The organism is Sphingomonas sp. Leaf343 (assembly GCF_001423765.1).
Taxonomy (GTDB): Bacteria; Pseudomonadota; Alphaproteobacteria; order Sphingomonadales; family Sphingomonadaceae; genus Sphingomonas.
Genome location: NZ_LMPG01000013.1, coordinates 172,530 through 197,395 on the forward strand (window position 1 = coordinate 172,530; position 24,866 = coordinate 197,395).

The following is a 24,866-nucleotide window of genomic DNA, read 5'->3' on the forward strand; positions in this document are numbered from 1 at the left end:
ATCAGCGTCCCAGCTTGAGGGTGTCGATGATGAGGCTCTTGGCCGTGTTCATCACCTCGATGTTGTTCTGGTAGCCGCGCGCCGTCTCCATCATGTCGACCAGCTCGCGGGTTTCGTCGACGGCGGCGTCGAAGACGTTGCCGTCCTTGTCCGCCATCGGGTTGGACGGATCGTAACGCTGCGTCGGCGCTTCCCCGGCGGTGACGACCTTTTCGACGTCGACCGTGGACATGCCGCTGGCGGCGTCGAAGCTGGTGCGGAACACCGGCTTCATCGTCTTGTACGCCGCCTCTGCCGTCGATGCCGAATTGCCGGCATTGGCGAGGTTCGACGCGGTGGTATTCATCCGCACCAGCTGCGCGCTCATGGCGCGACCGGCGACCTGAAAGATGGATAGCGGTTGCGACATCATTCGCCCTTCAGCGCACGGGTGATCTGGCCGATGCGCCCGTTCAGGAACGACAGCGTCGTCTGATATTGCACGGCGTTCTCGGCGAAGGCGGTCTGCTCGTTGTTCAGCTCGACCGTGTTGCCGTCCATCGAGGTCTGCGTCGGCACGCGGTACTTGGTCGCGGCGTCGATGCCGCGATCGTTGCTGCCCTCGGCGGACTTGAGCGCCGACTGGAAGTCGATATCGCGCGCCTTGAAACCGGGCGTCGACGCATTCGCGATGTTCGATGCGAGCACGCCCATGCGCTTGGCACGCACCTCCAGCGCCGCACCGTGCACCCCGAAAAGACTGTCGCCTGCCATGATGGCCTCCGTCGCGCCCCGATGGCGCATCCGACCATAAGCAACCGCCGTGCCAGTTTCCGGAAAACCCTTGCACCGACATGATTTGCCGGTGATCGGCAAGGCATGCGGCAGGATGTTGCCGGCCGGCGGCAAGGCTGTTGCCGCTCGCCCCCGCCATGCCGGGACGCGCCCGGTACGACGATGCACGCCGATCAAACCGGCACACCCCTTGCATCCACGTCCCGCATGGATGTTTCCACCTTCATCGACCCGGCTGCGATGGCGATCGTCGGCGGCGGCACCGTCGTCGCCACGATCCTGCGTACGCCGGCGGCCGATCTCTCCCGTGCGGTGTCCGCCCTGCGCGTGTTGCCGCGTCGCCGCTTCTCGGCCGAGCCGCTGCTGCTCCAGATCGGCGCACTGGCGCGGATCGCGCAGCGGTGCGGCGTGGTCGCGCTCGACCGCACCGTCATCACCGACCGCGACCTTGCCGCCGGCATCGCCGCGATCGTCGACGGCGCACCCGCGATCGAGGTCGAGATCCTGATCCGCGATGCGCGCCGCACCCGTATTGAGCGGCATGTCGTCGCGGCCGAGGTCTGGGCCGCCGCGGCGGAGGTCGCACCCGCGATGGGGATGATCGGCACGCTGGTCGGCCTCGCCAGGATGTTCGCGTCGATCGACGACGTATCGGCGATCGGCGGCGGCATGGCCGTCGCGCTGCTCGCCACGCTGTACGGTGCGGTGCTCGCCAATCTGGTGCTTGCGCCGGTCGCCGGTCGCCTGCGCGCCGCCGGTCGCCGCGAAGCGTCGGAGCGCCTGCGGATCGAGGCACCGCTCGTCGCCCTCGCCGCGCGCGAGACGCCCGTGCATCAATTGAGGACCGCCGCATGAACGACTGGCCCGACACCGCCGCGCCGCGCCCCCTGTGGCTGGTGACGCTCGCCGATCTGGCGCTTCTGCTGGTCGGCTTCTTCGTCCTGATCCAGGCGACCCGAGCCCAGCCGAGCGCGCTGGCGCATTCGCTGCGCGCGGGCTTCGCCACCGACGAGCCGGCGCTGCCGGTCGCGGCGGAGGGCGTGATGGGCTTCGCGCCCGGATCGGCGGTCGTGCCGGACGGCGGGGCGGCGATCACCGCCTGGGCGCGTGGCGTGCTGGCCGATCCGCGGGTGTCGCTGACCGTCACCGGCGCGACCGACGGCACCGCTGCCGATGTTGATGGCGTAACGGGCTCCGCCTCGTTGCTGGCCGCGGATCGTGCCCGCGCCGTCGCCGCGATCCTCGCGCCGCTGGCGCCGCGCCGTATCACCGTCTCCACCGCCAGCGCGCGTGCGCGCGGCGTGACCGTCACGCTCGCCTTCACGGGCGACCACCAGGACAAGAAGCCATGATCGCCACCTTGCTGCTCGCCGCGGCGACGCCCTCGTTCCAGAACATCGGCGCACTCGACCGCGCGGTCGCCGCCTTTACCGGCCGCGGCGTCGGCGACGAAGGCGGTGCGCGCGCCGGGATCGACCAGCGGCTGCGGCTCCAGACCTGTCCGACCGTCGCGCTGTCGTGGCGCACGGCGGCACATGATGCGGTCGTCGTCGCCTGCTCCGGCCCCGACTGGCGATTGTTCGTCCCCGTCCGCACGCCGCCCGGCATCGTCGCCGCGCCGCCGACCGCCGCGACGCCGGCGATCGCCCGCCCGGCCAAGGTCGATCCGGTGATCCGCCGCGGCGATCCGGTGGTGATCGAGGCTGGATCGGACGGCTTCGCGATCAGTCGGGAGGGCGTCGCGATGGCCGATGCGGTGCCCGGCGCGCGCTTCATGGTCCGCGTCGACGACGGCAAGGCCCCGGTGCAGGCGATGGCGCTGGCGTCGGGTCGTGCGACGTTGCCGGGATGGACCGAATAAAAAAACACTAAAGGCTTGCCCGGGCCGGTCGTTTCTCCCGATGTCAGCGAGAACCGGAAGGTGCGGACGTCATGGACTCGATCGGAATCAAGACAGGGAGCATAGCGCGGATCGCGCCCAGTGCCCCCGTGCAGGCTGCAAAGGCCGCGACCGAACCCGCGGTCCAGACCTCCTCCGCGCCCGACACGGCTTCGGTCGCGTCGGCCACGCTCACGAAGACCATGGCCGCGTCGCCGCCGGTGAACACCGAACGCGTGGCCGAGATCAAGAAGGCGATCGCGACCGGCAAGTTCCCCTTGCTGCCGTCGACCATCGCCGACCGCCTCATCGCGTTGAAGCTGGAGTGGAATCCGAATGCAAAGGCGTGATGCTCTGATCCGGGTGATCGACGCGCTGCATGCGGAGATCGCCGCGCTGAAGTCCAACGACGTCCGCGCGCTGGAGCGTGCCACCGCCGACAAGCTGGCCGGGATCGACGCGATCGCCGCCGCCGGCACCGGACCCGCCGCGCCCGAGCTGCGCGCGCTGGCCGACGAGGCGAACCGGCTGAACGAGACCTGCCGGATCTACGTCAACCTGATGGCGGCAAATACCCGCCGCCGCCTGCAAACCTTGACCGGTGACAGCTTTGCCGGCCACCGCCCGATGGTGAACGCCTACGCGTGATGCCGGGGCTTTCGCCTCGAACCCTTAAACTGGCACGCCCCTTGCTGTGATGCACCTCGAACAGAGGTGATCCAGCAACCGTGACCGTCAGTCCCATCAACACCAGCCGCGTCCAGTTGGCCATCGCGCAGGCGTCGAGTACGACCGGCGTCGATTTCGATTATTTGATGGGCCAGGCGAAGCTGGAGAGCGGCTTCAACGCCAGCGCCCGTTCGGGCACCTCGTCGGCATCCGGCCTGTACCAGTTCATCGAATCGAGCTGGCTCGGCATCGTCAAGAAACACGGCGCGGAGCACGGCATGGGCTGGGCCGCGGATTCGATCGGCCAGACCGCGTCCGGTCGCTTCACCGTCGCGCCGGGCGCGCGTCAGGCGATCCTGAACCTGCGCAACGATCCCGCCGCTGCCAGCCTGATGGCCGCCGAGCATGCCTCCGACAACAAGGACGCGATCGAGGGATCGCTGGGCCGGGCCGCGACCGGCACCGACCTGTACATGGCGCATTTTCTGGGAATCGGCGGCGCGACCAAATTCCTGTCGGCGCGCGACCGCAATCCGGACGCCAGCGCCGCCGCGTTGTTCCCGTCCGCCGCGCGCTCCAACCGCAGCGTCTTCTATGCCAGCAACGGCAGCCCGCGCTCGCTGGAGCAGGTGTATCAGCGCTTCGCCAGCAAGCTGGGCGCGGCGGCGGACAGCGTCGAGGAGACGCGCAACGCCAACCTGACGTTTGCCGCGCAGGCGCTGAACATGGGCGACGCCACCGTCGTCACCGGCAACAACGAAAGCGCCGCCGACGCGCTGTCCTGGGCGCAGGGGAAACTGGAGGGCGCGACGAACAGCGTCCTGCGGCCGACGCCCGACACGGCGCGGCTGGCGTACATGATGCTCAGCCGGATGGGGAACTGAGATGGGCAAATTGCTCGCCAATGCCCGCGGGACGGCGCTGCCGCTCGCGATCCTGCTGCTGGTCGTGGTCATGGTGGTGCCGATCCCGGCGCCGCTGCTCGACGTGTTCTTCATCGCCAATATCGCGATCAGCCTCGCGGTGCTGATGGTCGCGCTGAACGCACAGAAGCCGCTCGATTTCTCGTCCTTCCCGACGGTGCTGCTGTTCGCGACGCTGTTCCGCCTCGGCCTCAACGTCGCCTCGACCCGCATCGTGCTGGTCCACGGGCATGAGGGCGAGAGCGCGGCGGGCCACGTCATCGAGGCGTTCGGCACGTTCCTGATCGGCGGCGACTACGTCGTCGGCATCTTCGTGTTCGCGATCCTGATGATTATCAACCTGATCGTCGTGACCAAGGGCGCGGGCCGCGTGTCCGAGGTCAGCGCACGCTTCACCCTCGATGCGCTGCCCGGCAAGCAGATGGCGATCGACGCGGATCTGAACGCCGGCCTCATCACCCCCGACGAAGCCAAGGCGCGCCGCGTCGAGGTATCGACCGAAGCCGATTTCTACGGTTCGATGGACGGTTCGTCCAAGTTCGTGAAGGGCGACGCCGTCGCCGCGATGCTCATTTTGGCCGCCAACGTCGTCGGCGGCCTGATCCTCGGGCCGGTCAGCCACGGCATGTCGATCGGGGATGCCGCCAAGGGGTATATCCTGCTGGCGATCGGCGACGCGCTGGTCGCGCAGTTGCCGTCGCTGATGCTGTCGATCGCCGCCGCCGCGATCGTGACCCGCGTGTCGTCGGACAAGGATCTCGCCGGCCAGATCGGCGGCCAGTTCGGCTCGCCCCGGACATGGACGCCGGTCGCCGTCATCCTCGGGCTGCTCGGACTGCTGCCGGGAATGCCGCACCTCATCATCCTGACCGCTGCCGGTATCGCCGGTTTCGCCGCGTGGAAGCTGCGCCAGATCGCCGCCCGTCCCGCCTTCGTGCCCATGCCGATCGCCGAGGAGGCGCCCGATCCGTCGAAGATCGCGTGGGACGAGGTCACCGACGCGATGCAGGTCAATCTGGACATCGGCTACGGCCTGGTGCCGCTGGTGGACGAGCGTCGCGGTGCGCCGCTGATGGGCCGGATCACCGGCGTCCGCCGGCAATTGTCGAAGGAGCTGGGCTTCGTCGTGCCGCAATGCCGCGTCCGCGACGACATCAACCTCGCCCCCTACACCTATCGCATCATGGTCAACGGCGTCTGTGTCGGCGAGGATCAGGTGTCGCCCGACGAGATGCTGGCTCTCGACACCGGTCAGGCGTTCGGCTCGCTGTCCGGCAAGGCGACGAAGGACCCGACCTTCGGCCTCGACGCCACCTGGATCGCGTCCGGCGATGCCGATGCGGCGACCGGCGCGGGCTATCTGGTGGTCGATCCCGGCACCGTCATGGCGACGCACCTCAACCATGTGCTGGGCGTCCACGCGTCCGAGCTGCTGGGGCCGGACGAGGTCCAGTCGCTGCTCGACGGGCTGAAGGATCGCGCCGGCCAGCTGGTGGCGTCGCTCTGCCCCGCTCCGCTGCCGCTGACGACGTTGACCGCGGTCCTGAAGGGGCTGCTGGCCGAGAACATCTCGCTCAAGGAGTTCCGCCGCATCGCCGCCGCGCTCGCCACCGCGGCGCAGCGCACCCACGATCCGGAGGAACTGATGGAGGCGATCCGCCCTGCGCTCGGGCCGCTCATCATCCAGAAACTGTGCGGTGTCCGCGAGCCGCTGCGCGTCATGACGCTGGAGGGACAATTGGAAGGTCTGCTGGGACAGGCGATGCGCGCGGACACCGCCCGCCGCCACGTCATCGAACCCGATCTCGGCCGGCGTATCGTCGAGGCGTTGCAGATGGCCGCACAGCCGCTGCTGGCGGAGGCCAAGCCCTTCGCCCTCGTCGTGCAGCCCGCGATCCGCATCGCCGTGCGCAAGCTGGTCAGGACCTGCCTGCCCGACACGCCGGTCCTGTCGTTCTTCGAAGTGCCCGAGGAAAAGGCCGTGGAGGTCGTCGCGATCATCGGCGGCGCGCACCAGCCGCAGGCGCTGGCCGCATGAGCGCCGAACCGATGCGCGGCGCGTTCGACGACGCCACCCCGCTGATGGCCGGCCCGGCCGCCGCCCCCCTCACCTACCGGCCCGGCCAGCGCGCCACCGACCGCGACGCGCTGGTCCGCCAGCATCTGCCGCTGGTGCGCAGACTGGCGTGGCATGTCCACGGATCGATGTCGACGATCGTCGAGGTCGAGGATCTGGTGCAGGTCGGCCTCGTCGCGCTGGTCGAGGCGGCCGCCGCGTTCGAGGATCGCGGGCAGGTCACGTTCAAGCAATATTGCGTCACCCGCGTGCGCGGCGCGATGATCGACGAACTCCGGCGTCAGGCGACGACGACGCGCGGCGCGATGAAGCGGCGGCGGCTCTATAGTAACGCGATCGCGGAGCTGACCCGCGCCACCGGCCGCGCGCCGGACGAGGCGACGCTGGCGACCAGGCTGGGCGTCACCGTCGAACGGCTGCGCACCGACTACGCCACCGCCGAAGCCGTCCGGTTCGATTCGATCGACGAGGTCTATGCCGACGACCTGCCATGGTTCGCCGACGACGGCCCCGACGCGTTCGAACAACTGGCGGAGGGCGAGGTCCGCACCCGCCTGATCGCGGCGATCACCGCCCTGCCGGAACGCGAGGCGCAGGTGATCCAGCTCTACTATGTCGAGGAACTCAATCTGGAAGAGATCGGGCAGGTGCTCGGCGTCGGCGCGGCACGCGTCTGCCAGATCAAGGCCGCCGCCCATGCGCGGCTGAAGAAGGCGATGGCGCGGGGGTGAACGTCCCGGCCCCAGGCCACGGGATTCCCTGCGTTACATTTTTACGTCACTCGCGGCCCAAAACCGGGACTCGCTATTTACCTCGTTGGTTAAGCTTGCTTTAACCCTCTCATCCGCAGGCCGACGAACGGCCGTGGTTCATCGGGGGTTTTAGAACCATGAAGAAGTACGCACTGGCCGCCGTCGCGGCGCTCGTCGTCGCCCAGCCGGCCTCGGCCATCACGATCAACCTGTTCAACACCGGTGGCGTCGAGCAGGGCACGGCCGCCTATAACGGCTTCCGCACCGCCGCGAACTTCTGGGAAAGCGTGCTGCGCAACAACAGCAGCGTGAACCTCAACGTCGGCTTCAGCGCGCTCGGGCCGGGCATCCTGGGTTCCACCGGCAGCACGACCAACGTCGCCTATACCGGCGACGTGCTTCGCGCCCTCGACCGGTCGCGCACCACGAATCTCGACAGGCAGATGCTGCTGCCGAATGCGCGCGAGAGCAACTTCGTCGGCGGCGTGGCCGTCGATGCGATCATCTCCGGCCCCAAGGCGAACGGCACCGGCGTGCAATTGCCGCTGACCCGCGTCCTCGACAACGACGCCAGCGCCAACAACTCGGCGCTGTCGGCCAATACCTCGCTGATGAAGGCGCTCGGCCTGGCGCCGACCTATGCCGCCAACAACCCGAACCAGATCGACGGCTCGGTCAGCTTCTCGTCCAGCTTCGCCTTCGACTTCAACGCCAGCGACGGTATCACCGCCGGCAGCTTCGACTTTCTGGCGGTCGCGATCCACGAGATCGGCCACGCGCTGGGCTTCCGGTCGGGCGTCGACGTCTACGACGGCAATACGGGCTTCGCCGGCAACCTGAACGGTTTCGCGATCATGTCGATCTGGGACCTGTTCCGCTACAGCGAGGAGAGCGCACAGGCGGGCGTGCTGGACTGGGCGATCGGCGGCAATCCGTATTTCTCGCTCGATCGCGGCCAGACGATCTACGACGCCAACTCGTATTTCTCGACCGGTCGTGCCTATGGCGACGGGCAGCAGGCGTCGCACTGGCTCGATACGCCGCCGTCGCCCGAAATCCTCGGCCTGCTCGATCCGACGCTCGGACGCGGCCAGATGGGGGCCGTCGAGGCGCTCGATCTCGCCGCCTATGACGCGATGGGCTGGGACGTTCGGGCGGACGTTCTGAAGAACCGGGATCTCTATTACTCGACCGGTTTCATCCAGTCGGTCGGCGGCAATCTGGCCGTGCCGGAGCCCGCGACCTGGGCGATGATGATCGGTGGGTTCGGTCTGGTCGGTGGCGCGCTGCGCCGTCGCCGGTCGGTCCGGACGACCGTCACCTTCGGCTGATCCTGTCGCGAAGCGATCGGCCATGGTCGATCGGCCGCGATCCTGAATACGGAAAACCCCGGCGGTCCTGCGACCGTCGGGGTTTTCTTCACCCTCTCGCCCGTCGCCCGGGGAGGCGGCGGGGAGGGCCGATGCCGGCGCCCTGTTCGGCTTGGGGGGCTGGCGCCGGGACCGATCCGATCGTTCGGATTACTGGAGCAGCTTCAGCACCGACTGCTGCGACTGGTTCGCCTGGGCGAGCATCGCGGTCGACGCCTGGCTGAGGATCTGCGCCTTGGCGAGGGCGGTCGATTCGGCGGAGAAGTCCGCGTCCTCGATCCGGCTCTTGGCGTCCATCAGGTTGGTCGAGGTGGTCGACAGGTTGTTGACCGTCGACTGGAGGCGGTTCTGCACCGCGCCCAGATCGCCGCGACCCGCGGAAATCTTGTCCAGCGCGGAGTCGATCACCGCCAGCGCCGATGCCGCGGAACTCTGCGTCGAGATATCGACCGCACGCACCGTCGTGTCGGTGACGGACATCTGGGTCAGGACAGCCGGATCGGCCTCGACCGAGATCTTCGACGCGTCGGCGCTGACGACATTGATCTTGCTGCGGCTGACGACGCCGGCGGCGAGCGTGCCGGTCATCGTGCCGCCGCTGCTGGTCGCCGCGGTCAGGCCGGTGTTCGACGTCTTCAGCGAGATGTTCTCGCCCGCCGCCGCGGTCAGGGTCAGCGTGGAACCGGAGAAGGTAGCCTTGATGCCCAGATTCTTGCCGGATGCTGCTAGCGCGGCGTTGATCTTGTCGGCGACCTGCGTGCCGGTGTCGTTCGCGCCGACGTCGACGTTCACGCCACCGACCTCGAGATCCGCAGCCGTCGTCGTGCCGACCGTCAGCGTCGCCACATTGGGTGCTGCCGTGGCCGTGACGCCGCCGGCGGTCATCGCCGCCGCCGCGGTCTTGGCGTCGCTGTCCACGTCCAGCCTCACGCCGTTGACGGTGGCGCTCGCACCGCCGGTCAGGTCGAGCAGCTCGATGTCGGTGCCGCTGGCGACGGCACCGACCGTCTTCGACAGCGCCAAGGAACTGGACGTGACGCTGGTCAGCGACATCGTGATCGTCTCGCCGGAATTGATGCCGGTCTGGAGCTTGATGCTCGGCGTGTTGCCGTCGAGCAGCTTCACGCCGTTGAAGGTCGTGGTGTTGGAGACGTTGTTGATCTCCGCGGTCAGCTGCTTGACTTCGGCCTGCAGCGCGCTGCGGTCGGTCGACTGAAGCGTGCCGTTGGCCGACTGGGTGGCCAGCTCCTTCATGCGCTGCAGCATCGAGGTCACTTCGCTCATCGCGCCTTCGGCGGTCTGCGCCAGGCTGATGCCGTCATTGGCGTTGCGGATCGCCATGCCCATGCTGCGGGCGGCACTCGACATGCGGCTGGCGATCGCCAGGCCGGCGGCGTCGTCCTTCGCCGAGTTGATGCGCTTGCCGGTCGAAAGGCGCTCCATCGCCGTCGACAGCGCGGAAGACGCGCTCATCGAAGCGTTGGCGGCGCGCATGGCCGAGGTGTTGGTCGCGATAACGGTCATTGTCTGTCTCCGTTGGTCTACGGCTTCCCCGCCGCCCCCAGAGCGGAGGGCCGAGCCGTCACAGCAAGGAACGGCAGGGCGCGGCCGGGCTTAAGCGGAAAAAATGACCGGCCGCGAAATAGTCGATCGCGGCGGATCGCGGCCCTCGCGGGGGTGCTCGCGCCCGTAGGATCAACCCCGCGCACGACATGCTCGCGCGCGCCCGGAAAATATCTGCCGGCCCCGGCAAGGTGTTTACCGGACGTTTACCGAACCTGGCGCAAAGCTTCATCATTCCAGGGGGTATTCAGCCTTGCGTTCGATCTTTCCGTCTGCCGCCGTCACCCAGACCCGCTACGCGCTGCTGTCGTCGCTGCGCGCGCAGGGCTTCGGGATCGGCTCGTTCGAAACCGGCCAGCCCTTGCCGGGCGACCTGTTCATGGTCTGCGCCGGGGAGGCCGCACCGGCCCCCGCCCGCACCGTCATCCTGTCGGAACCGGCGGCGGGCGAAGGCCCGTCGGTAGTGCCCGGCCGCGACGGATCGCCGCACCGCGTCTGCTTCGACGGCAACGACGCCGCGGTAGGCTCCGCGATGGTCCGCGCGCTGGTCGGCGGACCGGAGATGCCCACCGCCGCCGATCCCGAGACGCTGGCGCTGTTCGCGCTGGCCGAGCGGGTGGCGCAGGCGGATATCACCGTCCTCATCAACGGCCCGACCGGCACCGGCAAGGAAGTGCTGGCCCGCGCGATCCACATGGGATCGACCCGCGCCGCCAGGCCGTTCATCGCGATCAACTGCGCCGCCCTGCCCGAATCGATGCTGGAAGCGTTGCTGTTCGGTCACCAGAAGGGCGCGTTCACCGGCGCGTCGTCGGGTGGCGAGGGCTTTTTCCGCGCGGCGGAGGGCGGCACGATCCTGCTCGACGAGATCGCGGAGATGCCGCTGTCGCTTCAGGCGAAGCTGCTGCGCGTGTTGCAGGAGCGCGAGGTGGTGCCGATCGGCGCCTCCGTGCCGCAGCCGATCGACGTGCGCGTCGTCGCCTGCGCCAACCGCGACCTCCAGTCCGAAGTCGCCGCCGGCCGCTTCCGCGCCGATCTCTATTACCGCCTCGCCGTCTTTCCGTTGACCACCCGGTCGCTGGCCGACCGGCCGCAGGATATCCCCGCGCTCGCCGCGACGATGATCCTGCGCCATGCCGGCACCCGCGCCGTGGTGCCGTGGCCGACGCACCGCGCGATCGAGGCGCTGGTCCAGCACGACTGGCCGGGCAATGTCCGCGAGCTGGAGAATGTGATCCAGCGCGCGCTGCTCTTCGCCGGCGGTGCCACGATCGAGGCCGAGCATATCGTGTTCGACCGCCGCGTCGCCTTCACCTTCCAGCCCGCGTCCGCCCCCGTGCAGGCGGCGGCTCCGGTCGAGGCGACGTCACCCTCCACCTTGGGCAACGTCGTGCAGATGAGCGAGTTCGCGGCGATCCGCGAGACGCTGAAGGCCTGCGGCGGCAGCCGGATCGAGACGGCGAAGCGGCTCGGCATTTCCGAACGGACGCTACGCTATCGCCTCGCCAAGGCGCGCGAACAGGGTGAGGATCTCGCCCGGGTGGCCAACTCGTGAGCGTCGGTCCGGTCGGCGGTGTCGGCGGCATCGACCGCGTGATGCAGCTTCGCGCCCAGATCCTCGAACGCAATCAGGCGCTCGCCCGCGCCAGCGCCGCGCCGGCCCCGACCGCTGCGACGGAAGCGAAGCCGACCAGCTTCGCCGACACGCTGGAAGGTGCGCTGAAGAGCGTCAACGACGGCCAGAACGAAGCCGCCAAGCTCTCCGAAAGCTACGAGCGCGGCGAGACGGTCGACATCGCCAAGGTGATGCTCGCCCGCCAGCAGGCCAGCGTCGGCTTCGAAGCCACGTTGCAGGTCCGAAACAAACTGCTGTCCGCCTACAAGGACATCATGAGCATGCCGGTCTAAACCCATGAGCACCGCCCTCACCACCACCACCGCCGGCGGCCCGGAACGGTTCGCCAACCCCCTCCGCCAGATCCAGGGCGTCATGGCCCAGCCCGCCGTGCGCCGCACCGCGCCGATGGCGCTGATGGTCGGCCTGATCGGCGCGGCCGCGCTGGCATGGACGACGCTGTCGGCTCCGCCGCAGAAGACGCTGTTCTCCGGCCTCGCCGATGCGGACAAGGCCGCAGTCGTGCAGAGCCTGGAACAGGCGAGCATCGCCGCGCATGTCGACGACGCCACCGGCGCGATCACCGTCGATGAGGACGCGTACAGCAAGGCGCGGATGCTGCTGGCGTCGCAGGGCCTGCCCAAGGCGGCACCCGGCGGCTATGCGATCCTCGACCAGTTGCCGATGGGCGTCAGCCGCGCGGTCGAGGGCGAGCGGCTGCGTCAGGCGCGCGAGACGGAACTGGCCCGCTCGATCCAGGACATCGATGCCGTCGCCGAGGCGCGCGTCCATCTCGCCACGCCCGAAGCGTCGGTGTTCGTCCGCGACAAGGCGGAGCCGACCGCGTCGGTGATCGTCAAGCTCAACGCCGGCCGCTCGCTGTCCGACGCGCAGGTGTCGTCGATCATCAATCTCGTCGCCTCGTCGGTGCCGGGGATGAAGCCCGACTCGGTGACGATCGTCGATCAGGCGGGCGCGCTGCTGACCAAGCCGGGCGGGCGCGACGCGCTGGGCGCGGCGGGTGACGAACGGCTCGACGTGCAGAACCGCGTCGAGGACAAGTACCGCCAGCAACTGACGCAGTTGCTGACGCCGTTGCTCGGCACGGGCAATTTCAGCGCCGAGGTGCAGGCCGACGTCAATCTCGACGAGACGCAGGCGACGCGCGAAAGCTACGAGAAGCAGGGCGCGCTGCGGGCCGAAACCGGCAACTGGACGGGCAATCAGGCACCCGGCGGCCAGACTCCCGGCGGCATCCCCGGCGCGCTGTCGAACACGCCGCCGCCCGCCTCCACCTTGCAGGTGCCGACGCCGGCCGTCGGCGCGAGCGGCGGACCGCAGCCGGTGGCCGGCGGTCCTGCCCCGGACGCCGCGAAACAATCGGACAGCTATCAGCGCGCCTATGATCTGGGCCGCGAGGTATCCGTCACCCGCGCCGCGCCGGGTTCGATCAAGCGCCTGTCGGTCGCCGTCGTCCTGCGCGAGCCGGACAAGGGTCGGCGCACCGCGATGGAGATCACGCAGATCACCGATCTGGTGAAGAGCGCGGTCGGATACGACGCCAATCGTCAGGATCAGGTGACGGTCATCAGCAAGAAGTTCGCCGGTGCGACGGAAGCCGAAGCGCCTCCTGCGTGGTACGACAATGCGTGGCTGCCGATGGTGGCGCGCAACCTGACCGCCGTCGTCATCGTGCTGCTGGTGCTGCTGCTCGGCGTCCGCCCGCTCGCCAGGTCGCTGATGAAGAAGCGCGACGATGCGATGCCCGGTGCCGCACAGACCGCCACGGCCGGCGCGCTGACCGGCGGCGTCACGACGATCGGCGAGGATGGCATGCCGGTGGTTACCGCGCCGGTCAGCCTCGACCAGATGGAAAACTCCCGCGGCTATGACGAGCGGATCGGCGCGGTGCGTGGCTTCACCCGCGACAATCCGGCGCGCGCCGCCCTCGCCGTGCGCGACATGATAAAGGCCGACGCGAAGTGAGCGACGCCGCCCCCGCGGCCCCGCCGGCCCGCACCTATACCGGCATCGAACGCGCCGCCGTGCTGATGATGATCGTCGGCGAGGAAGAGGCCGCCGCGATCCTCCAGAAGCTGGAGCCGGACGAGGTCCGCCAGCTCGGCAGCGCGATGTTCGCGGTGGCCGACGTGTCGGAGGACGAGGTCGAGCATGTCCTCGACGATTTCGTCGGTCGTGCCCGCGACCGCACCGGCATCACCTTCGATCCGGGTCCGCAGATCGAGAAGGTCATGAACCGCGCGCTCGGCCGGGAAAAGGCGGAGAGCGTGCTCGCCCGCATCACCCCGCCCGAAGCGGTGTGCGAGCTGGAACTGCTCGACTGGATGGAGCCGAACGAGATCGCATCGATGATCGAGAAGGAGCATCCGCAGATCGCCGCCGTCGTCATCGCCAATCTGGACCCCGCGATCGGTGGTCAGGTATTGGAGTTGATGCCGGAGGCGGCACAGCCGGATATCCTGCATCGCATCGCCAAGCTGGGACCGATCACGCCCGATGCGGTCGAGACGCTGAAGGACGTATTGTCGCGGCGGACCGGCGGCAGCAGCTCGACGGTCATGCTGGGCGGCGCACGCGAGGCGGCGAAGATCCTGTCGGGCGCGCGCAAGGCGACCGAGCAGCGGGTCATGCCCAAGCTGTTCAAGATCGACCGCGACGTCGCCAAGCAGATCGAGGAGGCGCTGTTCGTCTTCGACAACCTGCTGGAGATGGACGACAAGAACCTGGCCACGCTGATCCGCAACGTGGACGGCGAGGTGCTGGTCAAGTCGCTGAAGGGTGTGGACGAGGCGATCCGCGCACGCTTCCTGGGCTGCATGTCGGCCCGCGCCGCGGACGGTATCCGCGACGAGATGGAATCGCGCGGGCCGATGAAGCTGGCCGAGGTGCTGGAGGCGCAGAAGGCGATGATCGCCGTCGCCCGCACATTGGCCAAGGACGGCACGATCATGATGGGCGCGGGCGAGGACGACTATGTCTGATTTCCACGAGTCGGGCGGCTTCGTCGCCGGCTTCGCCGCGCGCCACGAGGTCGCCGCCGGACTGTTGCAGGCGGCGTTCGCGCCACCGGGCGGCTTCGCCCCATCCGACCCGCGCGAGCGGATCGCCGGGGCGGTCGCGAGCGGGGCCGGCATGCCCCGCCACTTCTCACCCGCCAATCCGGGCAACAATCCGACCGCGGGCTGGAATCCGCTCGACGCGTGCACACCGCCCGCGGAGCAGCCGTTCGTCGACCCCGTCGCGGCCGCCCGCGCGGAAGGCTATGCGGAGGGACTGGCCGACGCGACCGCGCTGGCCGGGGCGGAGCGTGACCGCGACGGGGCGCTGATCCAGGGCATCGCGGGGCAACTGTCCGCCGACCGCATCGATCGCGCGGCGATCGCCGCGCAGCTGCGCCAGACCGTGATGCTGCTCGTCACCCGCGTCGTCGGCGATGTCGGCGTCGCCGCGGACCGTCTGACGGCGCGCGTCGAGATCGCCGCCCGGATGCTCGCGGACGCGCAGGAATCGGCGATGCTTCGCGTGCACCCGGAGGATGTCGCGCTGCTGGAGGGCCGCCTGCCCGCGACGATCTTCGCGGTCGGCGACGCGCAGGTGTCGCGCGGCAGCTTCGTCCTCGAAAGCGCGTCGACGATGGTGGAGGACGGACCGGCGTTGTGGCTGGAGCAACTGACCGCCGCGATCGACCGCGTTCCCCTGCCCCAAGGTGCCGCCGCATGCTGAACCGGTTCGCGGCGGATTATCTCGACACGCTCGCCAATGCCGATTTTCGCCCAACCGCGAAGGTGTCGGGCCGGCTGATGTCGTGCGACGGCCTGTTGATGGAGGCGGTCGGCCTGTCGTTGCCCGTCGGCACCGTCTGCATGGTCGGCGACACGGTGGAGGCAGAAGTCATCGGCTTTCGCGGCGAACGCACGCTGCTGATGAATCTCGGCGGCCCCGCGCCGCTATTGCCGAAGGCGCTGGTGCGGCCGCTCGGCGCCGCCGGCGAGGCGGAGGTCGGCGACGCGATGCTGGGTCGCGTGGTCGACGGCGCGGGCAAGCCGATCGACGGGCTGGGGCCAATCCGCGGCGCGCAGACCTGGCCGCTGGCCGGCAAGCTGCAGGGACCGCTGGACCGTGGCCGCGTGCTGGAGCCGCTGGACGTCGGCGTCCGCGCGATCAACGGGTTGCTGACGGTCGGCAAGGGCCAGCGCATCGGCATCATGGCCGGCTCCGGTGTCGGCAAATCGGTGCTGCTGGGCATGATGGTCCGCGCCGCCAAGGCCGACGTGATCGTCATCGGCCTGATCGGCGAGCGCAGCCGCGAGGTCGCCGACTTCCTCGATACCAAGGTCGCGGGCGAGGCGCGCACGCGTTCCGTCGTGGTCGCGGTGCCCGCCAACCACTCGCCCGTGCTGCGTATCCGCGGCGCGCTGCGCACGCATGCCATCGCGGAATATTTCCGCGCGCAGGGCAAGAACGTGCTGCTCATCATGGATTCGCTGACCCGCGTCGCGCATGCCGGTCGGGAGATCGGACTGGCGCTCGGCGAGCCGGCGTCGGCGCGCGGCTATCCCCCGTCGGCCATCGCGATGCTGCCGAACCTGATCGAGCGCGCCGGCACCGACGCGCACGGAACGGGCGCGATCACCGCGATCTATACCGTGCTGGCGGATGGCGACGACGGCAACGATCCGGTCGTCGACTCCGCGCGATCGATCCTCGACGGGCATATCGTGCTGAGCCGTGCGCTGGCGGAGCGCGGCGTCTATCCCGCGATCAACGTCGGCCCGTCGGTCAGCCGCGTGATGACCGATATCGCCGGGCACGATCACCTCGCCGCCGCGCGCGTGCTGCGCCGGCATCTCGCGACCTACGAAGAGAATCGCGATCTGGTGCTGATGGGCGCGTACCGGGCCGGGACCGATCCGGCGATCGATGCCGCCATCGCCTATCACCCCGCCGTCACCGACTATATCCGGCAGGACCCGGACGAGACGGTGTCGCTGGGCGACGCCGCCGCCGAGCTGGTCGGCGTGTTCGGCATGCCATGAGCGTGCAGAAGGAGAAGATGCTGGCCCGGCTGCACCGCGTCCGCACGCTCCAGCTCGGACTGGCGCGCGCCGAGGAGGTCCGGCAGGCGGAGGCGCTGGCGGGCGAACATCAACTGACGCAGCGCATCTCCGCGCTGGTCGATGCCGTCGCGCCGACGACGCAATCGACGGGCGCGCACGATCTGTCGGCCGCCGCCTATTACCGGGAACGGCTGCAACGCACCGCCGACGCCGCCGTCACGCGCGTCGAAATGGCCGAACGCCGCGCCAATGTCGCGACCGAAGCCACGCGCGCCGCCAAGCGCGACCAGACCGCCGTCGAAAAGCTGATGGAACGCGCGCGCCATGCCGCTACGGCCCGGGAAATGCGCGCGCTGGAAGACGCACCGGGCATTCCCCGCGCGAAACGGCACGGTCCTTGCTGATCGAGTTCCGAATAGTCCGGGACACCGTTACGCCATGATCCAGTCCACTGCCGCCACTCTCCGCCCCGCCGTTCCTGCGGGCGTCGCCGCTGCCGGCGCGCCGGTGGCGGTCGGCGGTGGCGGCGTGTTCGCGCTGCCGAGTGCGGGCAGCACAGGCGTCGGCGCGACGGGCGGCATCGCGACCGGCGCGACGACACCGGATTTTGCCGTGTCGATTGCCCTCCCTGCCGACGATCGGCAGCCGGATGCCGCGACCGGCAAGAGCTTGCCGATACCGGTGCCGATGCCGGCGGTGGCCGTCCTGCCGACCACGCCGGATGCCCCGCTGCCCCCGGCCCGGTTCCCTTCGGCCCCGTTACCGCCGGTCGCGACGTCGCCGATGCCGACGCCTGCGCCCACCGACGATCATGACGTCGCTATGGTCGCGTGCGGCCTGATCGTCGGCAGGCCGGTCGGCATCGATCCGAAGCCCCCGGTGGATGGGCAGGGATCGCCGTGGCCGACGCCGACGCTCCCGCCTGTCGTGAAGAACCCGTTACCGACGACGCCCGTGTCGCTGCCGGTGCGGTCCGCCATCCCGAGCGGCCATACCGCTCCCGTCGTATTGCCGGACATCCTCACGCCGCCCGCTGCGGCAGCACGACCATCGCCGGTCGCGCCGACGGTCGACATCGCACCGCGTCCGATCACCGGGCAGGGAGACGAACCAAAGCCGAAAACGGCCGAGGAATTTCCCTATCCGGTCGAGATCGTCATCACCGATCCGAACGCGCCGGCGATGCCGGTGCCGGTGGCGACGGGCATCGCACCCGTCCCCCCGGCCATAGTCCCTGCGGACTCCGCCGCACCTGCTCCGATCATCCCCGCTCCGATCGCGGTCGATCACGCCTCCGGCGATCCCGTCGTGCCCCATCGGCTGCCCCCTGCTGGCAAACGACCGATCCCGACCGCGGACAAACCGACGCCGCCGATCGCCGATCTGCCGACACCGACCACGGCCAACCTGCCCGACACGATCGAGCCGGACGCCCCGGATCGCGAGGACCCTGCCGCCGTATCGATCGCCCCTCCGGTTTTGGACGCGGTGGCTCCCGCCCCGGTTGCGATGCCCCTCACGGAGCCGGCGACGGTGGACAAACCCGCTCCGGCGAAGGCTCGTGGCCCGATCGTTCCTCAGGTCGCCGCAGCGCCCGGACCCGGACCGACCGTCGCACAGCCTGCGCCAGACGCGCCGGTCGAACCGGGTCCGGATACGCCCGCCGTGCCCGATCGTCATCCCGCCGCATCCGGTTTGCCGATCGCGCCGCAGGTTGCCCCGCCCTTCCCGATCGACTTGCCGATCATCGACTATGCGCCGCCCGAGGCACCCGTCGAACGCGCGCCCGCCACCGGGACGCCGCTGCCACTCGTCGGCCCGCCGACGATCGCGATCGCCGCAGCGGTGCCCGTGACGGGCGCGATCGCTCGCCCCAACTCACCCGCTAGCGGGGCGCTACCCACGCAGGGCGATCCCGTCGCGGCGATGGCCAGCGCGCTGAACGCGACGATTACGACGCCGCCGCCGCGCGCCGCGACCGATCCGGCGCAACCCGTTGCCGCCGGTGTGCCCGTGGCCCCCAGTGGGCCCGTTGCCGCCGGTGTGCCCGTCGCGAACGTCGCCGCGCCCTTGGTGGCCGCTCCCGTATCGGCAGTGCCGGCCCAGGCCATGCCCTCGCCCGAGCGACCGATCGCCGAGGCACCGCCTGCTTCTGCACCGCTGCCCCCCCTTCCCGCCGCGACCGTCGGAACGACGGCGAGCGCCGGCATCGTTTTCGGCGCGGCCAGGCTTGCCGCCCAGCGCAGCGAGCGCGAGGATCGTATCCTGACGGTCGGTGCCGAGGCGCTGGCCGCCACGATCGCGCCCACCGAGCGGCTCGCCGTGGCGGCTCCACAGGGCGGCGGCCAGGCCAGTCTCGACATGACCGACCAGCGTTGGCCGCACGCGATGGTCGCGCATATCGCCGCGCTTCGCGATGCCGTGGCGGACGCCGCGAACGCCATGGACACGCGTATCCGGCTGGTGCCGGACGCGCTGGGCGGCATCGATATCGGCGTGCGGCAGGACGGCGACACGCTGCACGTCCACTTCGCCGCCGATCAGCCGCAGACCCGCGCCCTGCTTCAGGAGGCGCAGCCGCGACTCGCCGAAGCCGCGGAAGCGCGTGGCCTGAAGCTGGGCCAGACCTCGGTCGGCACCGACGCCGGCCAGAACCAGCAGCGTCAGCAGCAGCAATCGCAGCAGCACCAGCCGAACACGCCGTCGGCGCGCCGCAATCCTTCCACCGCCTCCGCCGCCACCGCCGATACCGGCGACGGGCGGATCGCCTAATTTCCGGGAGTTTCAACGATGAGCGATGCCAAGGACGATGCCGCCCCCGCCCCCAAGAAGGGCGGCAAGAAGAAGCTGTTGATCGGGGTCGTCGGCCTGCTGGTGCTGGTCGGCGGCGGTGTCGGCGCGGGCGTCTATGCCGCACAGTCGGGCATGATCGGCGGTGGCCATGCGGCGGAAGCGGAGCATGAGGACCCGAACAAGCCCAAGCTCGTGCCCAAGAGCGAGCAGAAGCATGCCGGCGAGGGGGGCGAAGGCGGCGAAGGTGGCGGTCACGGTGGCGGCGAAGGCGAGGCCGCGGCGAGCGAGCACGTCGGCAAGCCCACGCCGGAGGGCGAGGGCGGCGAGAAGTTCGCCTCCAATTATTTCGCGATGGAAAAGGACTTCACGTCCAACCTGCGCGATTCGGTACACTTCGTCCAAGTCGGGGTAGCCGTCTCCACGCCCTATGACGACACGGTCATCACCAACCTGAAGACCAACGACATCGCCGTCCGCTCGGCGATCCTGATGGCCCTTGGCGACACCACCGAGGAACAGGTTTTCACCACCGAGGGCAAACGCCAGCTCCAGACCAAACTGGTGAAGGCGATCAACGATACGCTGGAGCAAAAAGAAGGATTTGGAGGCATTCGTAACGTTTACTTTACCAGTTTCGTTGTTCAGTGAGGCATGGTTAACGCCCCGCCAACATCCGATCGACGCACCCGCGAGCGAGAGCCCGCGCGCGAGACGGTGCTGGGCGCGGCGAAGCTGAACCCGTTCGGCGACCTCAACACGCTCCAGCATCTGTCGGCCCGGCTGGCGCGCACGCTGCGCCCGGTCTGGGAGCAGTTGCTGCGTCAGGAGATCCGCTGCTGGGCCGAACCGCTCAGCGTGCAGCGTTTCGGCGACTACCGGGTCGAGCGGGGCGACACCCTCACCGCCTGGGCCCCGCTCGGCATGACGCCGTCCGCCGGCGCGAACGGCGGCAAGGCATGGTGCGTGATCGAGGGACGGTTCGTGCTGGAGATGCTCGACCTGTTCTTCGGCGGGTCGGGTGCGGTGATGCAGCCGCTGCCGACCGAGTTCTCGCCCGCTGCGGACGCGATGGCGCAGCGGATCGCCCGTGCGGTCACGACGCCGCTGGCCGCCGCATGGGAGCCGCTGACCCGCGTATCGTTCCAGGCGGAACGCGCCGAGACGAACGCCGACATTGACCATGACGACGCCGTCATCGTCACCCGGTTCGGCATCGCCGCGGGCGAGGCGCAGCCGCAGTTCGTCGACATCCTCTATCCGGTCGCGGCGCTGAAGCCGCACGGTGCGACGCTGACCGGCAAGGTGCTCGACAAGGCCGAGCCCGATCCCGTCTGGCGCAACAACCTGACCCGCGCGACGATGGGCGTCCGTTTCCCGGTCCGCTCCGTGCTCGCCGAGCCGGTGGTGGCGCTGACGAAGCTGATGGACCTGAAGCCCGGCGACGTCATCCCGATCTCGATCAACGCCGACGTCCCCGTGATGGTCGGCCGCGACCGGCTCGGCTGCGGCACCGTCGGCACGTCCAACGGCCGCGCCGCCATCCGCCTCACCAGCCTCGCCTTTCCCGAAGGATTCGACCAATGAACGACATGACCGGCGGTTTTCCGGTCGACAGCGCCGTCGCCGCCAATTTCCGGCTGCTTCAGGACGTCGACGTGAAGCTCACCGTGGAGATCGGCTCGACCAACCTGACGCTGCGCGAACTGCTCGCGCTCGGCGAAGGCAGCGTCATCGAACTCGACCGGCAGGCGAACGAGCTGCTCGACGTGTTCGTCAACGGCACGCTGATCGGTCGCGGCGAGGTGGTGACGGTCGGCGATCGTTTCGGCGTTCGGATGACCGAACTGGTTTCCCCCGACAAGCGCGGCTGATCCACGATGCTCTGGTCCTATATCCTGAAACTGGTCGTCCTGCTGCCGCTGGTCTGCGGCCTGATGATCGGCTGCCTCTATCTCTGGCGCAAGCTGGAGACGCGGATGCCCGGCAAGTCGGGGACGCGGCTGATCGCGGTCAGGGAGACGATGATGATCTCCCCCGGCGTCCGCCTCGCGGTCGTGGAGTTCGAGGGCCGGAACCTGCTCGTCTCGGTCGCGCGCGGTGGCGTGACGCTGGTCGACAAGGTCGACGCGGGCCGGACCGTCCCCGCCCAGATCAACACGGGAGCGATCCGGTGAGCCTCGCCCTTTCCCTGAAGGCCCCGCGCGGGACGCTGTTGTGGATCGTGCTGGCGATCCTGCTGGCGATGATCGTGTCGGCCCCGGCACTGGCGCAGGCGGCACCGGCCGCAGCCCCGGCAGCCGCACCGGCAGCCGCCCCCGCTCCGGGTGTCGGCGACGCGGTCGACCGCGCGCTCGGCCAGCTCGGCGGACAGCAGGGCCAGTCGGCGCCGCTGTCGCTGTCGCTGCAAGTGCTCATCATCATGGGCCTGCTGACGATCCTGCCCGGCATCCTGTTGATGATGACCAGCTTCACGCGGATCATCATCGTCCTGTCCGTACTGCGTCAGGCGCTGGGCCTTCAACAGACGCCGCCCAACCAGGTGCTCGTCGGCCTGTCGCTGTTCCTGTCGCTGTTCGTGATGGCGCCGACGATCTCGCAGATCAACACGACCGCGATCCAGCCCTATGCCGCCGGGCAGCTTGCCGGCACGCAGATGATCCAGACCGCCGGCGCGCCGCTCCACGATTTCATGACCAAGCAGACGCGGGTCAAGGACGTGACGATGTTCGCCGGCATGGCGAAGGCGGGTCCGTTCGCCAGCCCCAGGGACATCCCGTTCGCGATCCTGCTGCCCGCCTACATCACGTCGGAACTGAAGACCGCGTTCCAGATCGGGTTCCTCGTCTTCCTGCCCTTCATCGTCATCGATCTCGTCGTCGCGACCGTGCTGATGGCGCTGGGCATGGCGATGCTGTCGCCCACGATCATCTCGCTGCCGTTCAAACTGCTGCTGTTCGTGCTGGTCGATGGCTGGGCACTGACGATGGGCAGTCTGGCGAACTCGTTCGCGGTCTAGCCACTCCTCCTCCCCTTCAGGGGAGCGCCTGAACACCCCTCGTGATTGCGGACCGCCGAGACATGGACGCCGATTATTTCCTGACGATCGCGAACCAGACGATGTGGGTGCTGGCCCTCGCCAGCGCACCCATTCTGGTGCCGGCGCTGCTCGCGGGCCTGATCCTCGGCATGGTGCAGGCGGCGACCTCGATCAACGAACAGACGCTGACCTTCGTCCCCAAGCTGGTCGTGGTGGCGATGTCGATCCTGATCTTCGGCAGCCTGATCCTCGGCCTGCTCAGCGACTTCACCGTCGCGATGTTCGAGCGCATCCCGGATCTGGTGAAGTGAGGCGCAGCGCCAGCGCAGCCACGCCCGCGCGTCCGGTGCCAGCCCGGCCGGACTTGCCCGCGTGGCGCGCAACGTGCGCCCTCTCGCAGGCCGCGGCGTGCTAGGATTCGGCCTCGCCATCGAGCCGCAGCTCTGGGCGCTGATCTTCGTCATGGTGCGGATCGGGGCGGCGTTCATCGCGGCTCCCGTGTTCGGGGCGGTGGCGTTGCCGCTGGTCGTGCGCGTGTCGCTGACCGGGGCGATCGGCATCCTCGTCCTCGCCGCGCATCCGATCGTGCCGCCGCCTTCCGTCTTTTCCGTCACCACCTTCGTGTCGGTCGCGGCCGAGGCGCTGGTCGGGTTCTCGATGGGCTTCATCCTGCAGGTCGCGTTCGCCGGACCGCTGATCGCCAGCGAGATCATCGGCGGGTCGATGGGCATCGGCTTCGCCTCCTCGATCGATCCGCAGAACGGCAAGTCGACCCCCGCGCTCGGCCAGTTCTTCTCGGTGATGCTGACGCTGTTGTTCCTGTCGCTCGACGGGCACCTCGTCCTCGTCGACATGCTGGTGAAGAGCTATGACGCGCTGCCGCCCGGTCAGGCGTGGCTGGGCGCGGAAAAGCTGAAGGCGATCGCGTTCTTCGGCGGCTATGCGTTTCTCGCGGGACTGTTGCTGGCGCTGCCGGTAGGTTTCCTGCTGCTCTGCCTGAACATCGTCGTCGGCATGATGAGCCGCGCGGCACCGGCCCTCAACCTGTTCTCCGTCGGCATGCCGGCCAGCCTCGCGGTCGGCGTCATCGCGCTGGCGATCGCCTTCCCGGCGATGGGCGATTACATGCTCATCATCATCTCCGAGAGCCTGGGCGCGGTCCAGACGCTGGTGCTCGGCTGATGTCGGAGGGCGGCGAAAAGACAGAAGCCCCAACCCAACGCCGCCAGGAAAAGGCGGTCGAGGACGGCAATGTCCTGCGGTCCCGCGATCTGGCGACCGCATTCGTCGTGCTGGCCGGCGTCGCGTGGGTGGTGTTCATGGGCCCCGCCCTGCTCGCCGCGTGCAAGGAGGTGATGTCCGCCAGCTTCCAGTTCGGGCGCGGCGACGTGGAGGAGTTTTCGCCCTGGCGCCCGCTGGCGGAGGCGGGCTGGCGACTGGCGATGCCGATGGCGTCGCTGTTCGCGGTCAGCATGGCCGCCGCGATCGTCAGCGGCATGATGCTGGGCAATGTCGGCTTCAACGGCGGGCTGATGGCGCCCAAGTTCAGCCGCATCAGCCCCGCCGCGGGACTGAAGCGCATCTTCGGCTCGCACGGCTGGATCGAACTCGGCAAATCGCTGCTCAAGGTCATCCTGCTCGGCAGCATCGGCGGCTACATGCTGATGAAGGCGTCCCGGTCGACGCTGGGGCTGTCGTCGTCCAATCTTCAGGACGCGCTGGGGCAGGTCGGCGGCACCTTCACCGGCATCCTGATCGCGATGTCGCTCGGCCTGTTCGCGATCGCCGGCATCGATATCCCGCTCCAGATCATCCAGCGCCTGAGCAAGCTGAAGATGACGAAGCAGGAGATCAAGGACGAGCACAAGGACAGCGAGGGCAATGCGGAGGCGAAGGGCCATATGCGCGCGCGCCAGCGTGCGATGCTGTCCGGCGGCGCGCGCGCGGCGGTGGCGGAGGCGCACGTCATCCTGACCAACCCGACGCATTTCGCGGTCGCCCTTCGCTATGACCGGGGCCGCGATCAGGTGCCGGTGGTCGTCGCCAAGGGCCGCGGCGCCCTCGCGCTGGCGATCCGCGAATTCGCGGGAACGGCGCAGGTGCCGATCCTGGAGTATCCCGCCCTCGCCCGCGCCGTCTATTACACCAGCCGCGAGGGGCAGGAGGTGCGCGACGATCTGTACGTCGCCATCGCCGCCGTGCTCGCCTTCGTTTTCGGCCTCAACGCCGCCGCCGGAGGAGGAGCCCCGCCGCAGCCGCGGATCGACGTGCCGCCGACCGCGCGGTTCGACGAAAACGGCATCAAACAATCCTAAAGCCGGCCGGTCATCGGTCGT

General features: G+C 69.2%; 28 protein-coding genes. 25 read left to right on the top strand and 3 right to left on the bottom strand.

Features of this window, described 5'->3' with window-relative positions; genetic code table 11:
* Position 1: 1 nt before the first annotated feature.
* Together flgC and ASG07_RS11975 are read right to left on the bottom strand one after the other, a co-directional pair.
* Complete coding sequence (flgC, locus tag ASG07_RS11970; RefSeq protein ID WP_082474767.1) at positions 2 to 412, bottom strand: flagellar basal body rod protein FlgC; 411 nt, start codon at positions 410 to 412, stop codon at positions 2 to 4.
* On the bottom strand, positions 409 to 753 hold the full coding sequence (locus tag ASG07_RS11975; RefSeq protein ID WP_055847092.1) for a flagellar basal body rod protein FlgB: 345 nt from the start codon (positions 751 to 753) through the stop codon (positions 409 to 411). The genes flgC and ASG07_RS11975 overlap by 4 nt, the downstream gene beginning before the upstream one ends.
* Positions 754 to 981: 228 nt before the next feature.
* Here ASG07_RS11975 and ASG07_RS11980 point away from each other — a divergent pair, with 228 nt between their 5' ends.
* The 9 genes from ASG07_RS11980 (at position 982) to ASG07_RS12020 (ending at position 8,405) form a co-directional block, all read left to right on the top strand.
* Positions 982 to 1,629: a motility protein A gene (locus ASG07_RS11980; protein WP_055846613.1), complete on the top strand. Its 648-nt coding sequence runs from the start codon at positions 982 to 984 to the stop codon at positions 1,627 to 1,629.
* Complete coding sequence (locus ASG07_RS11985) at positions 1,626 to 2,126, top strand: hypothetical protein (RefSeq protein ID WP_156361846.1); 501 nt, start codon at positions 1,626 to 1,628, stop codon at positions 2,124 to 2,126. The genes ASG07_RS11980 and ASG07_RS11985 overlap by 4 nt, the downstream gene beginning before the upstream one ends.
* Entirely contained in the window at positions 2,123 to 2,635 is a 513-nt protein-coding gene (locus ASG07_RS11990; RefSeq protein ID WP_055846616.1) for a flagella basal body P-ring formation protein FlgA, read from the top strand. Before ASG07_RS11985 ends, ASG07_RS11990 begins: the two co-directional genes overlap by 4 nt.
* Positions 2,636 to 2,706: 71 nt before the next feature.
* Positions 2,707 to 3,003, top strand: coding sequence for a flagellar biosynthesis anti-sigma factor FlgM (gene flgM, locus ASG07_RS11995; RefSeq protein WP_055846619.1), 297 nt, complete (start codon positions 2,707 to 2,709; stop codon positions 3,001 to 3,003).
* Positions 2,990 to 3,301, top strand: a complete 312-nt coding sequence (locus ASG07_RS12000) for a hypothetical protein (RefSeq protein WP_055846622.1) — start codon at positions 2,990 to 2,992, stop codon at positions 3,299 to 3,301. Before flgM ends, ASG07_RS12000 begins: the two co-directional genes overlap by 14 nt.
* A gap of 80 nt (positions 3,302 to 3,381) precedes the next feature.
* Positions 3,382 to 4,206 carry a flagellar biosynthesis protein FlgJ gene (locus ASG07_RS12005; RefSeq protein ID WP_055846623.1) on the top strand — a complete coding sequence of 275 codons (825 nt, stop codon included), beginning with the start codon at positions 3,382 to 3,384 and terminating at the stop codon, positions 4,204 to 4,206.
* A 1-nt stretch (position 4,207) separates the two neighbouring features.
* Entirely contained in the window at positions 4,208 to 6,283 is a 2,076-nt protein-coding gene (gene flhA / locus ASG07_RS12010; RefSeq protein ID WP_055846626.1) for a flagellar biosynthesis protein FlhA, read from the top strand.
* The gene (locus tag ASG07_RS12015; protein ID WP_055846629.1) at positions 6,280 to 7,053 is read left to right on the top strand and encodes a sigma-70 family RNA polymerase sigma factor; all 774 of its coding nucleotides are present in this window, start codon (positions 6,280 to 6,282) and stop codon (positions 7,051 to 7,053) included. Before flhA ends, ASG07_RS12015 begins: the two co-directional genes overlap by 4 nt.
* Positions 7,054 to 7,211: 158 nt before the next feature.
* Positions 7,212 to 8,405 carry an NF038122 family metalloprotease gene (locus ASG07_RS12020; RefSeq protein WP_055846632.1) on the top strand — a complete coding sequence of 398 codons (1,194 nt, stop codon included), beginning with the start codon at positions 7,212 to 7,214 and terminating at the stop codon, positions 8,403 to 8,405.
* Positions 8,406 to 8,594: 189 nt separating this feature from the next.
* Here ASG07_RS12020 and ASG07_RS12025 read toward each other — a convergent pair whose 3' ends face one another.
* A complete protein-coding gene (locus ASG07_RS12025; protein WP_082474768.1) occupies positions 8,595 to 9,968 on the bottom strand; it encodes a flagellin N-terminal helical domain-containing protein in 1,374 nt (457 codons plus the stop codon).
* A 292-nt stretch (positions 9,969 to 10,260) separates the two neighbouring features.
* Between ASG07_RS12025 and ASG07_RS12030 the strand changes: the two genes are divergently transcribed.
* The 16 genes from ASG07_RS12030 to flhB all read left to right on the top strand — a co-directional run bounded on the left by ASG07_RS12030 (position 10,261) and on the right by flhB (position 24,845).
* Positions 10,261 to 11,562 carry a sigma-54 interaction domain-containing protein gene (locus ASG07_RS12030; protein ID WP_055846639.1) on the top strand — a complete coding sequence of 434 codons (1,302 nt, stop codon included), beginning with the start codon at positions 10,261 to 10,263 and terminating at the stop codon, positions 11,560 to 11,562.
* Between the two features lie 41 nt (positions 11,563 to 11,603).
* Positions 11,604 to 11,915: a flagellar hook-basal body complex protein FliE gene (gene fliE / locus ASG07_RS12035; RefSeq protein WP_055847100.1), complete on the top strand. Its 312-nt coding sequence runs from the start codon at positions 11,604 to 11,606 to the stop codon at positions 11,913 to 11,915.
* Between the two features lie 4 nt (positions 11,916 to 11,919).
* Positions 11,920 to 13,608 carry a flagellar basal-body MS-ring/collar protein FliF gene (fliF, locus tag ASG07_RS12040; RefSeq protein WP_055846642.1) on the top strand — a complete coding sequence of 563 codons (1,689 nt, stop codon included), beginning with the start codon at positions 11,920 to 11,922 and terminating at the stop codon, positions 13,606 to 13,608.
* Positions 13,605 to 14,624, top strand: coding sequence for a flagellar motor switch protein FliG (fliG, locus tag ASG07_RS12045; RefSeq protein ID WP_082474769.1), 1,020 nt, complete (start codon positions 13,605 to 13,607; stop codon positions 14,622 to 14,624). The genes fliF and fliG overlap by 4 nt, the downstream gene beginning before the upstream one ends.
* A complete protein-coding gene (locus ASG07_RS12050; RefSeq protein WP_055846645.1) occupies positions 14,617 to 15,366 on the top strand; it encodes a FliH/SctL family protein in 750 nt (249 codons plus the stop codon). The genes fliG and ASG07_RS12050 overlap by 8 nt, the downstream gene beginning before the upstream one ends.
* Complete coding sequence (locus ASG07_RS12055; protein WP_055846649.1) at positions 15,360 to 16,679, top strand: FliI/YscN family ATPase; 1,320 nt, start codon at positions 15,360 to 15,362, stop codon at positions 16,677 to 16,679. Before ASG07_RS12050 ends, ASG07_RS12055 begins: the two co-directional genes overlap by 7 nt.
* Complete coding sequence (locus ASG07_RS12060; protein ID WP_055846652.1) at positions 16,676 to 17,104, top strand: hypothetical protein; 429 nt, start codon at positions 16,676 to 16,678, stop codon at positions 17,102 to 17,104. The genes ASG07_RS12055 and ASG07_RS12060 overlap by 4 nt, the downstream gene beginning before the upstream one ends.
* A gap of 34 nt (positions 17,105 to 17,138) precedes the next feature.
* Positions 17,139 to 19,472, top strand: a complete 2,334-nt coding sequence (locus tag ASG07_RS12065) for a flagellar hook-length control protein FliK (protein ID WP_055846654.1) — start codon at positions 17,139 to 17,141, stop codon at positions 19,470 to 19,472.
* 18 nt (positions 19,473 to 19,490) lie between these two features.
* Positions 19,491 to 20,141, top strand: coding sequence for a flagellar basal body-associated FliL family protein (locus ASG07_RS12070; RefSeq protein WP_055846658.1), 651 nt, complete (start codon positions 19,491 to 19,493; stop codon positions 20,139 to 20,141).
* A 3-nt stretch (positions 20,142 to 20,144) separates the two neighbouring features.
* A complete protein-coding gene (locus ASG07_RS12075; protein WP_055846661.1) occupies positions 20,145 to 21,077 on the top strand; it encodes a flagellar motor switch protein FliM in 933 nt (310 codons plus the stop codon).
* Entirely contained in the window at positions 21,074 to 21,364 is a 291-nt protein-coding gene (gene fliN, locus ASG07_RS12080; protein ID WP_055846664.1) for a flagellar motor switch protein FliN, read from the top strand. Before ASG07_RS12075 ends, fliN begins: the two co-directional genes overlap by 4 nt.
* A gap of 6 nt (positions 21,365 to 21,370) precedes the next feature.
* On the top strand, positions 21,371 to 21,667 hold the full coding sequence (locus ASG07_RS12085; protein ID WP_055846667.1) for a flagellar biosynthetic protein FliO: 297 nt from the start codon (positions 21,371 to 21,373) through the stop codon (positions 21,665 to 21,667).
* Positions 21,668 to 21,735: 68 nt separating this feature from the next.
* Positions 21,736 to 22,509 carry a flagellar type III secretion system pore protein FliP gene (fliP, locus tag ASG07_RS12090; protein ID WP_082474788.1) on the top strand — a complete coding sequence of 258 codons (774 nt, stop codon included), beginning with the start codon at positions 21,736 to 21,738 and terminating at the stop codon, positions 22,507 to 22,509.
* A gap of 62 nt (positions 22,510 to 22,571) precedes the next feature.
* Positions 22,572 to 22,841 (top strand): flagellar biosynthesis protein FliQ, encoded by a 270-nt coding sequence (gene fliQ / locus ASG07_RS12095; RefSeq protein ID WP_055846675.1) that lies wholly within the window; start codon positions 22,572 to 22,574, stop codon positions 22,839 to 22,841.
* A 97-nt stretch (positions 22,842 to 22,938) separates the two neighbouring features.
* A complete protein-coding gene (fliR, locus tag ASG07_RS12100; protein ID WP_082474789.1) occupies positions 22,939 to 23,712 on the top strand; it encodes a flagellar biosynthetic protein FliR in 774 nt (257 codons plus the stop codon).
* Positions 23,712 to 24,845 (top strand): flagellar type III secretion system protein FlhB, encoded by a 1,134-nt coding sequence (gene flhB, locus ASG07_RS12105; RefSeq protein ID WP_055846677.1) that lies wholly within the window; start codon positions 23,712 to 23,714, stop codon positions 24,843 to 24,845. The genes fliR and flhB overlap by 1 nt, the downstream gene beginning before the upstream one ends.
* Positions 24,846 to 24,866: the final 21 nt, after the last annotated feature.

Coding starts and splice junctions, on each gene's coding strand:
- flgC (WP_082474767.1), bottom strand. CDS start 412: ATGATGTCGCAACCGCTATCCATCTTTCAGGTCGCCGGTCGCGCCATG.
- ASG07_RS11975 (WP_055847092.1), bottom strand. CDS start 753: ATGGCAGGCGACAGTCTTTTCGGGGTGCACGGTGCGGCGCTGGAGGTG.
- ASG07_RS11980 (WP_055846613.1), top strand. CDS start 982: ATGGATGTTTCCACCTTCATCGACCCGGCTGCGATGGCGATCGTCGGC.
- ASG07_RS11985 (WP_156361846.1), top strand. CDS start 1,626: ATGAACGACTGGCCCGACACCGCCGCGCCGCGCCCCCTGTGGCTGGTG.
- ASG07_RS11990 (WP_055846616.1), top strand. CDS start 2,123: ATGATCGCCACCTTGCTGCTCGCCGCGGCGACGCCCTCGTTCCAGAAC.
- flgM (WP_055846619.1), top strand. CDS start 2,707: ATGGACTCGATCGGAATCAAGACAGGGAGCATAGCGCGGATCGCGCCC.
- ASG07_RS12000 (WP_055846622.1), top strand. CDS start 2,990: ATGCAAAGGCGTGATGCTCTGATCCGGGTGATCGACGCGCTGCATGCG.
- flhA (WP_055846626.1), top strand. CDS start 4,208: ATGGGCAAATTGCTCGCCAATGCCCGCGGGACGGCGCTGCCGCTCGCG.
- ASG07_RS12015 (WP_055846629.1), top strand. CDS start 6,280: ATGAGCGCCGAACCGATGCGCGGCGCGTTCGACGACGCCACCCCGCTG.
- ASG07_RS12020 (WP_055846632.1), top strand. CDS start 7,212: ATGAAGAAGTACGCACTGGCCGCCGTCGCGGCGCTCGTCGTCGCCCAG.
- ASG07_RS12025 (WP_082474768.1), bottom strand. CDS start 9,968: ATGACCGTTATCGCGACCAACACCTCGGCCATGCGCGCCGCCAACGCT.
- fliE (WP_055847100.1), top strand. CDS start 11,604: ATGCAGCTTCGCGCCCAGATCCTCGAACGCAATCAGGCGCTCGCCCGC.
- fliF (WP_055846642.1), top strand. CDS start 11,920: ATGAGCACCGCCCTCACCACCACCACCGCCGGCGGCCCGGAACGGTTC.
- ASG07_RS12050 (WP_055846645.1), top strand. CDS start 14,617: ATGTCTGATTTCCACGAGTCGGGCGGCTTCGTCGCCGGCTTCGCCGCG.
- ASG07_RS12055 (WP_055846649.1), top strand. CDS start 15,360: ATGCTGAACCGGTTCGCGGCGGATTATCTCGACACGCTCGCCAATGCC.
- ASG07_RS12060 (WP_055846652.1), top strand. CDS start 16,676: ATGAGCGTGCAGAAGGAGAAGATGCTGGCCCGGCTGCACCGCGTCCGC.
- ASG07_RS12065 (WP_055846654.1), top strand. CDS start 17,139: ATGATCCAGTCCACTGCCGCCACTCTCCGCCCCGCCGTTCCTGCGGGC.
- ASG07_RS12070 (WP_055846658.1), top strand. CDS start 19,491: ATGAGCGATGCCAAGGACGATGCCGCCCCCGCCCCCAAGAAGGGCGGC.
- ASG07_RS12075 (WP_055846661.1), top strand. CDS start 20,145: ATGGTTAACGCCCCGCCAACATCCGATCGACGCACCCGCGAGCGAGAG.
- fliN (WP_055846664.1), top strand. CDS start 21,074: ATGAACGACATGACCGGCGGTTTTCCGGTCGACAGCGCCGTCGCCGCC.
- ASG07_RS12085 (WP_055846667.1), top strand. CDS start 21,371: ATGCTCTGGTCCTATATCCTGAAACTGGTCGTCCTGCTGCCGCTGGTC.
- fliP (WP_082474788.1), top strand. CDS start 21,736: ATGATCGTGTCGGCCCCGGCACTGGCGCAGGCGGCACCGGCCGCAGCC.
- fliQ (WP_055846675.1), top strand. CDS start 22,572: ATGGACGCCGATTATTTCCTGACGATCGCGAACCAGACGATGTGGGTG.
- flhB (WP_055846677.1), top strand. CDS start 23,712: ATGTCGGAGGGCGGCGAAAAGACAGAAGCCCCAACCCAACGCCGCCAG.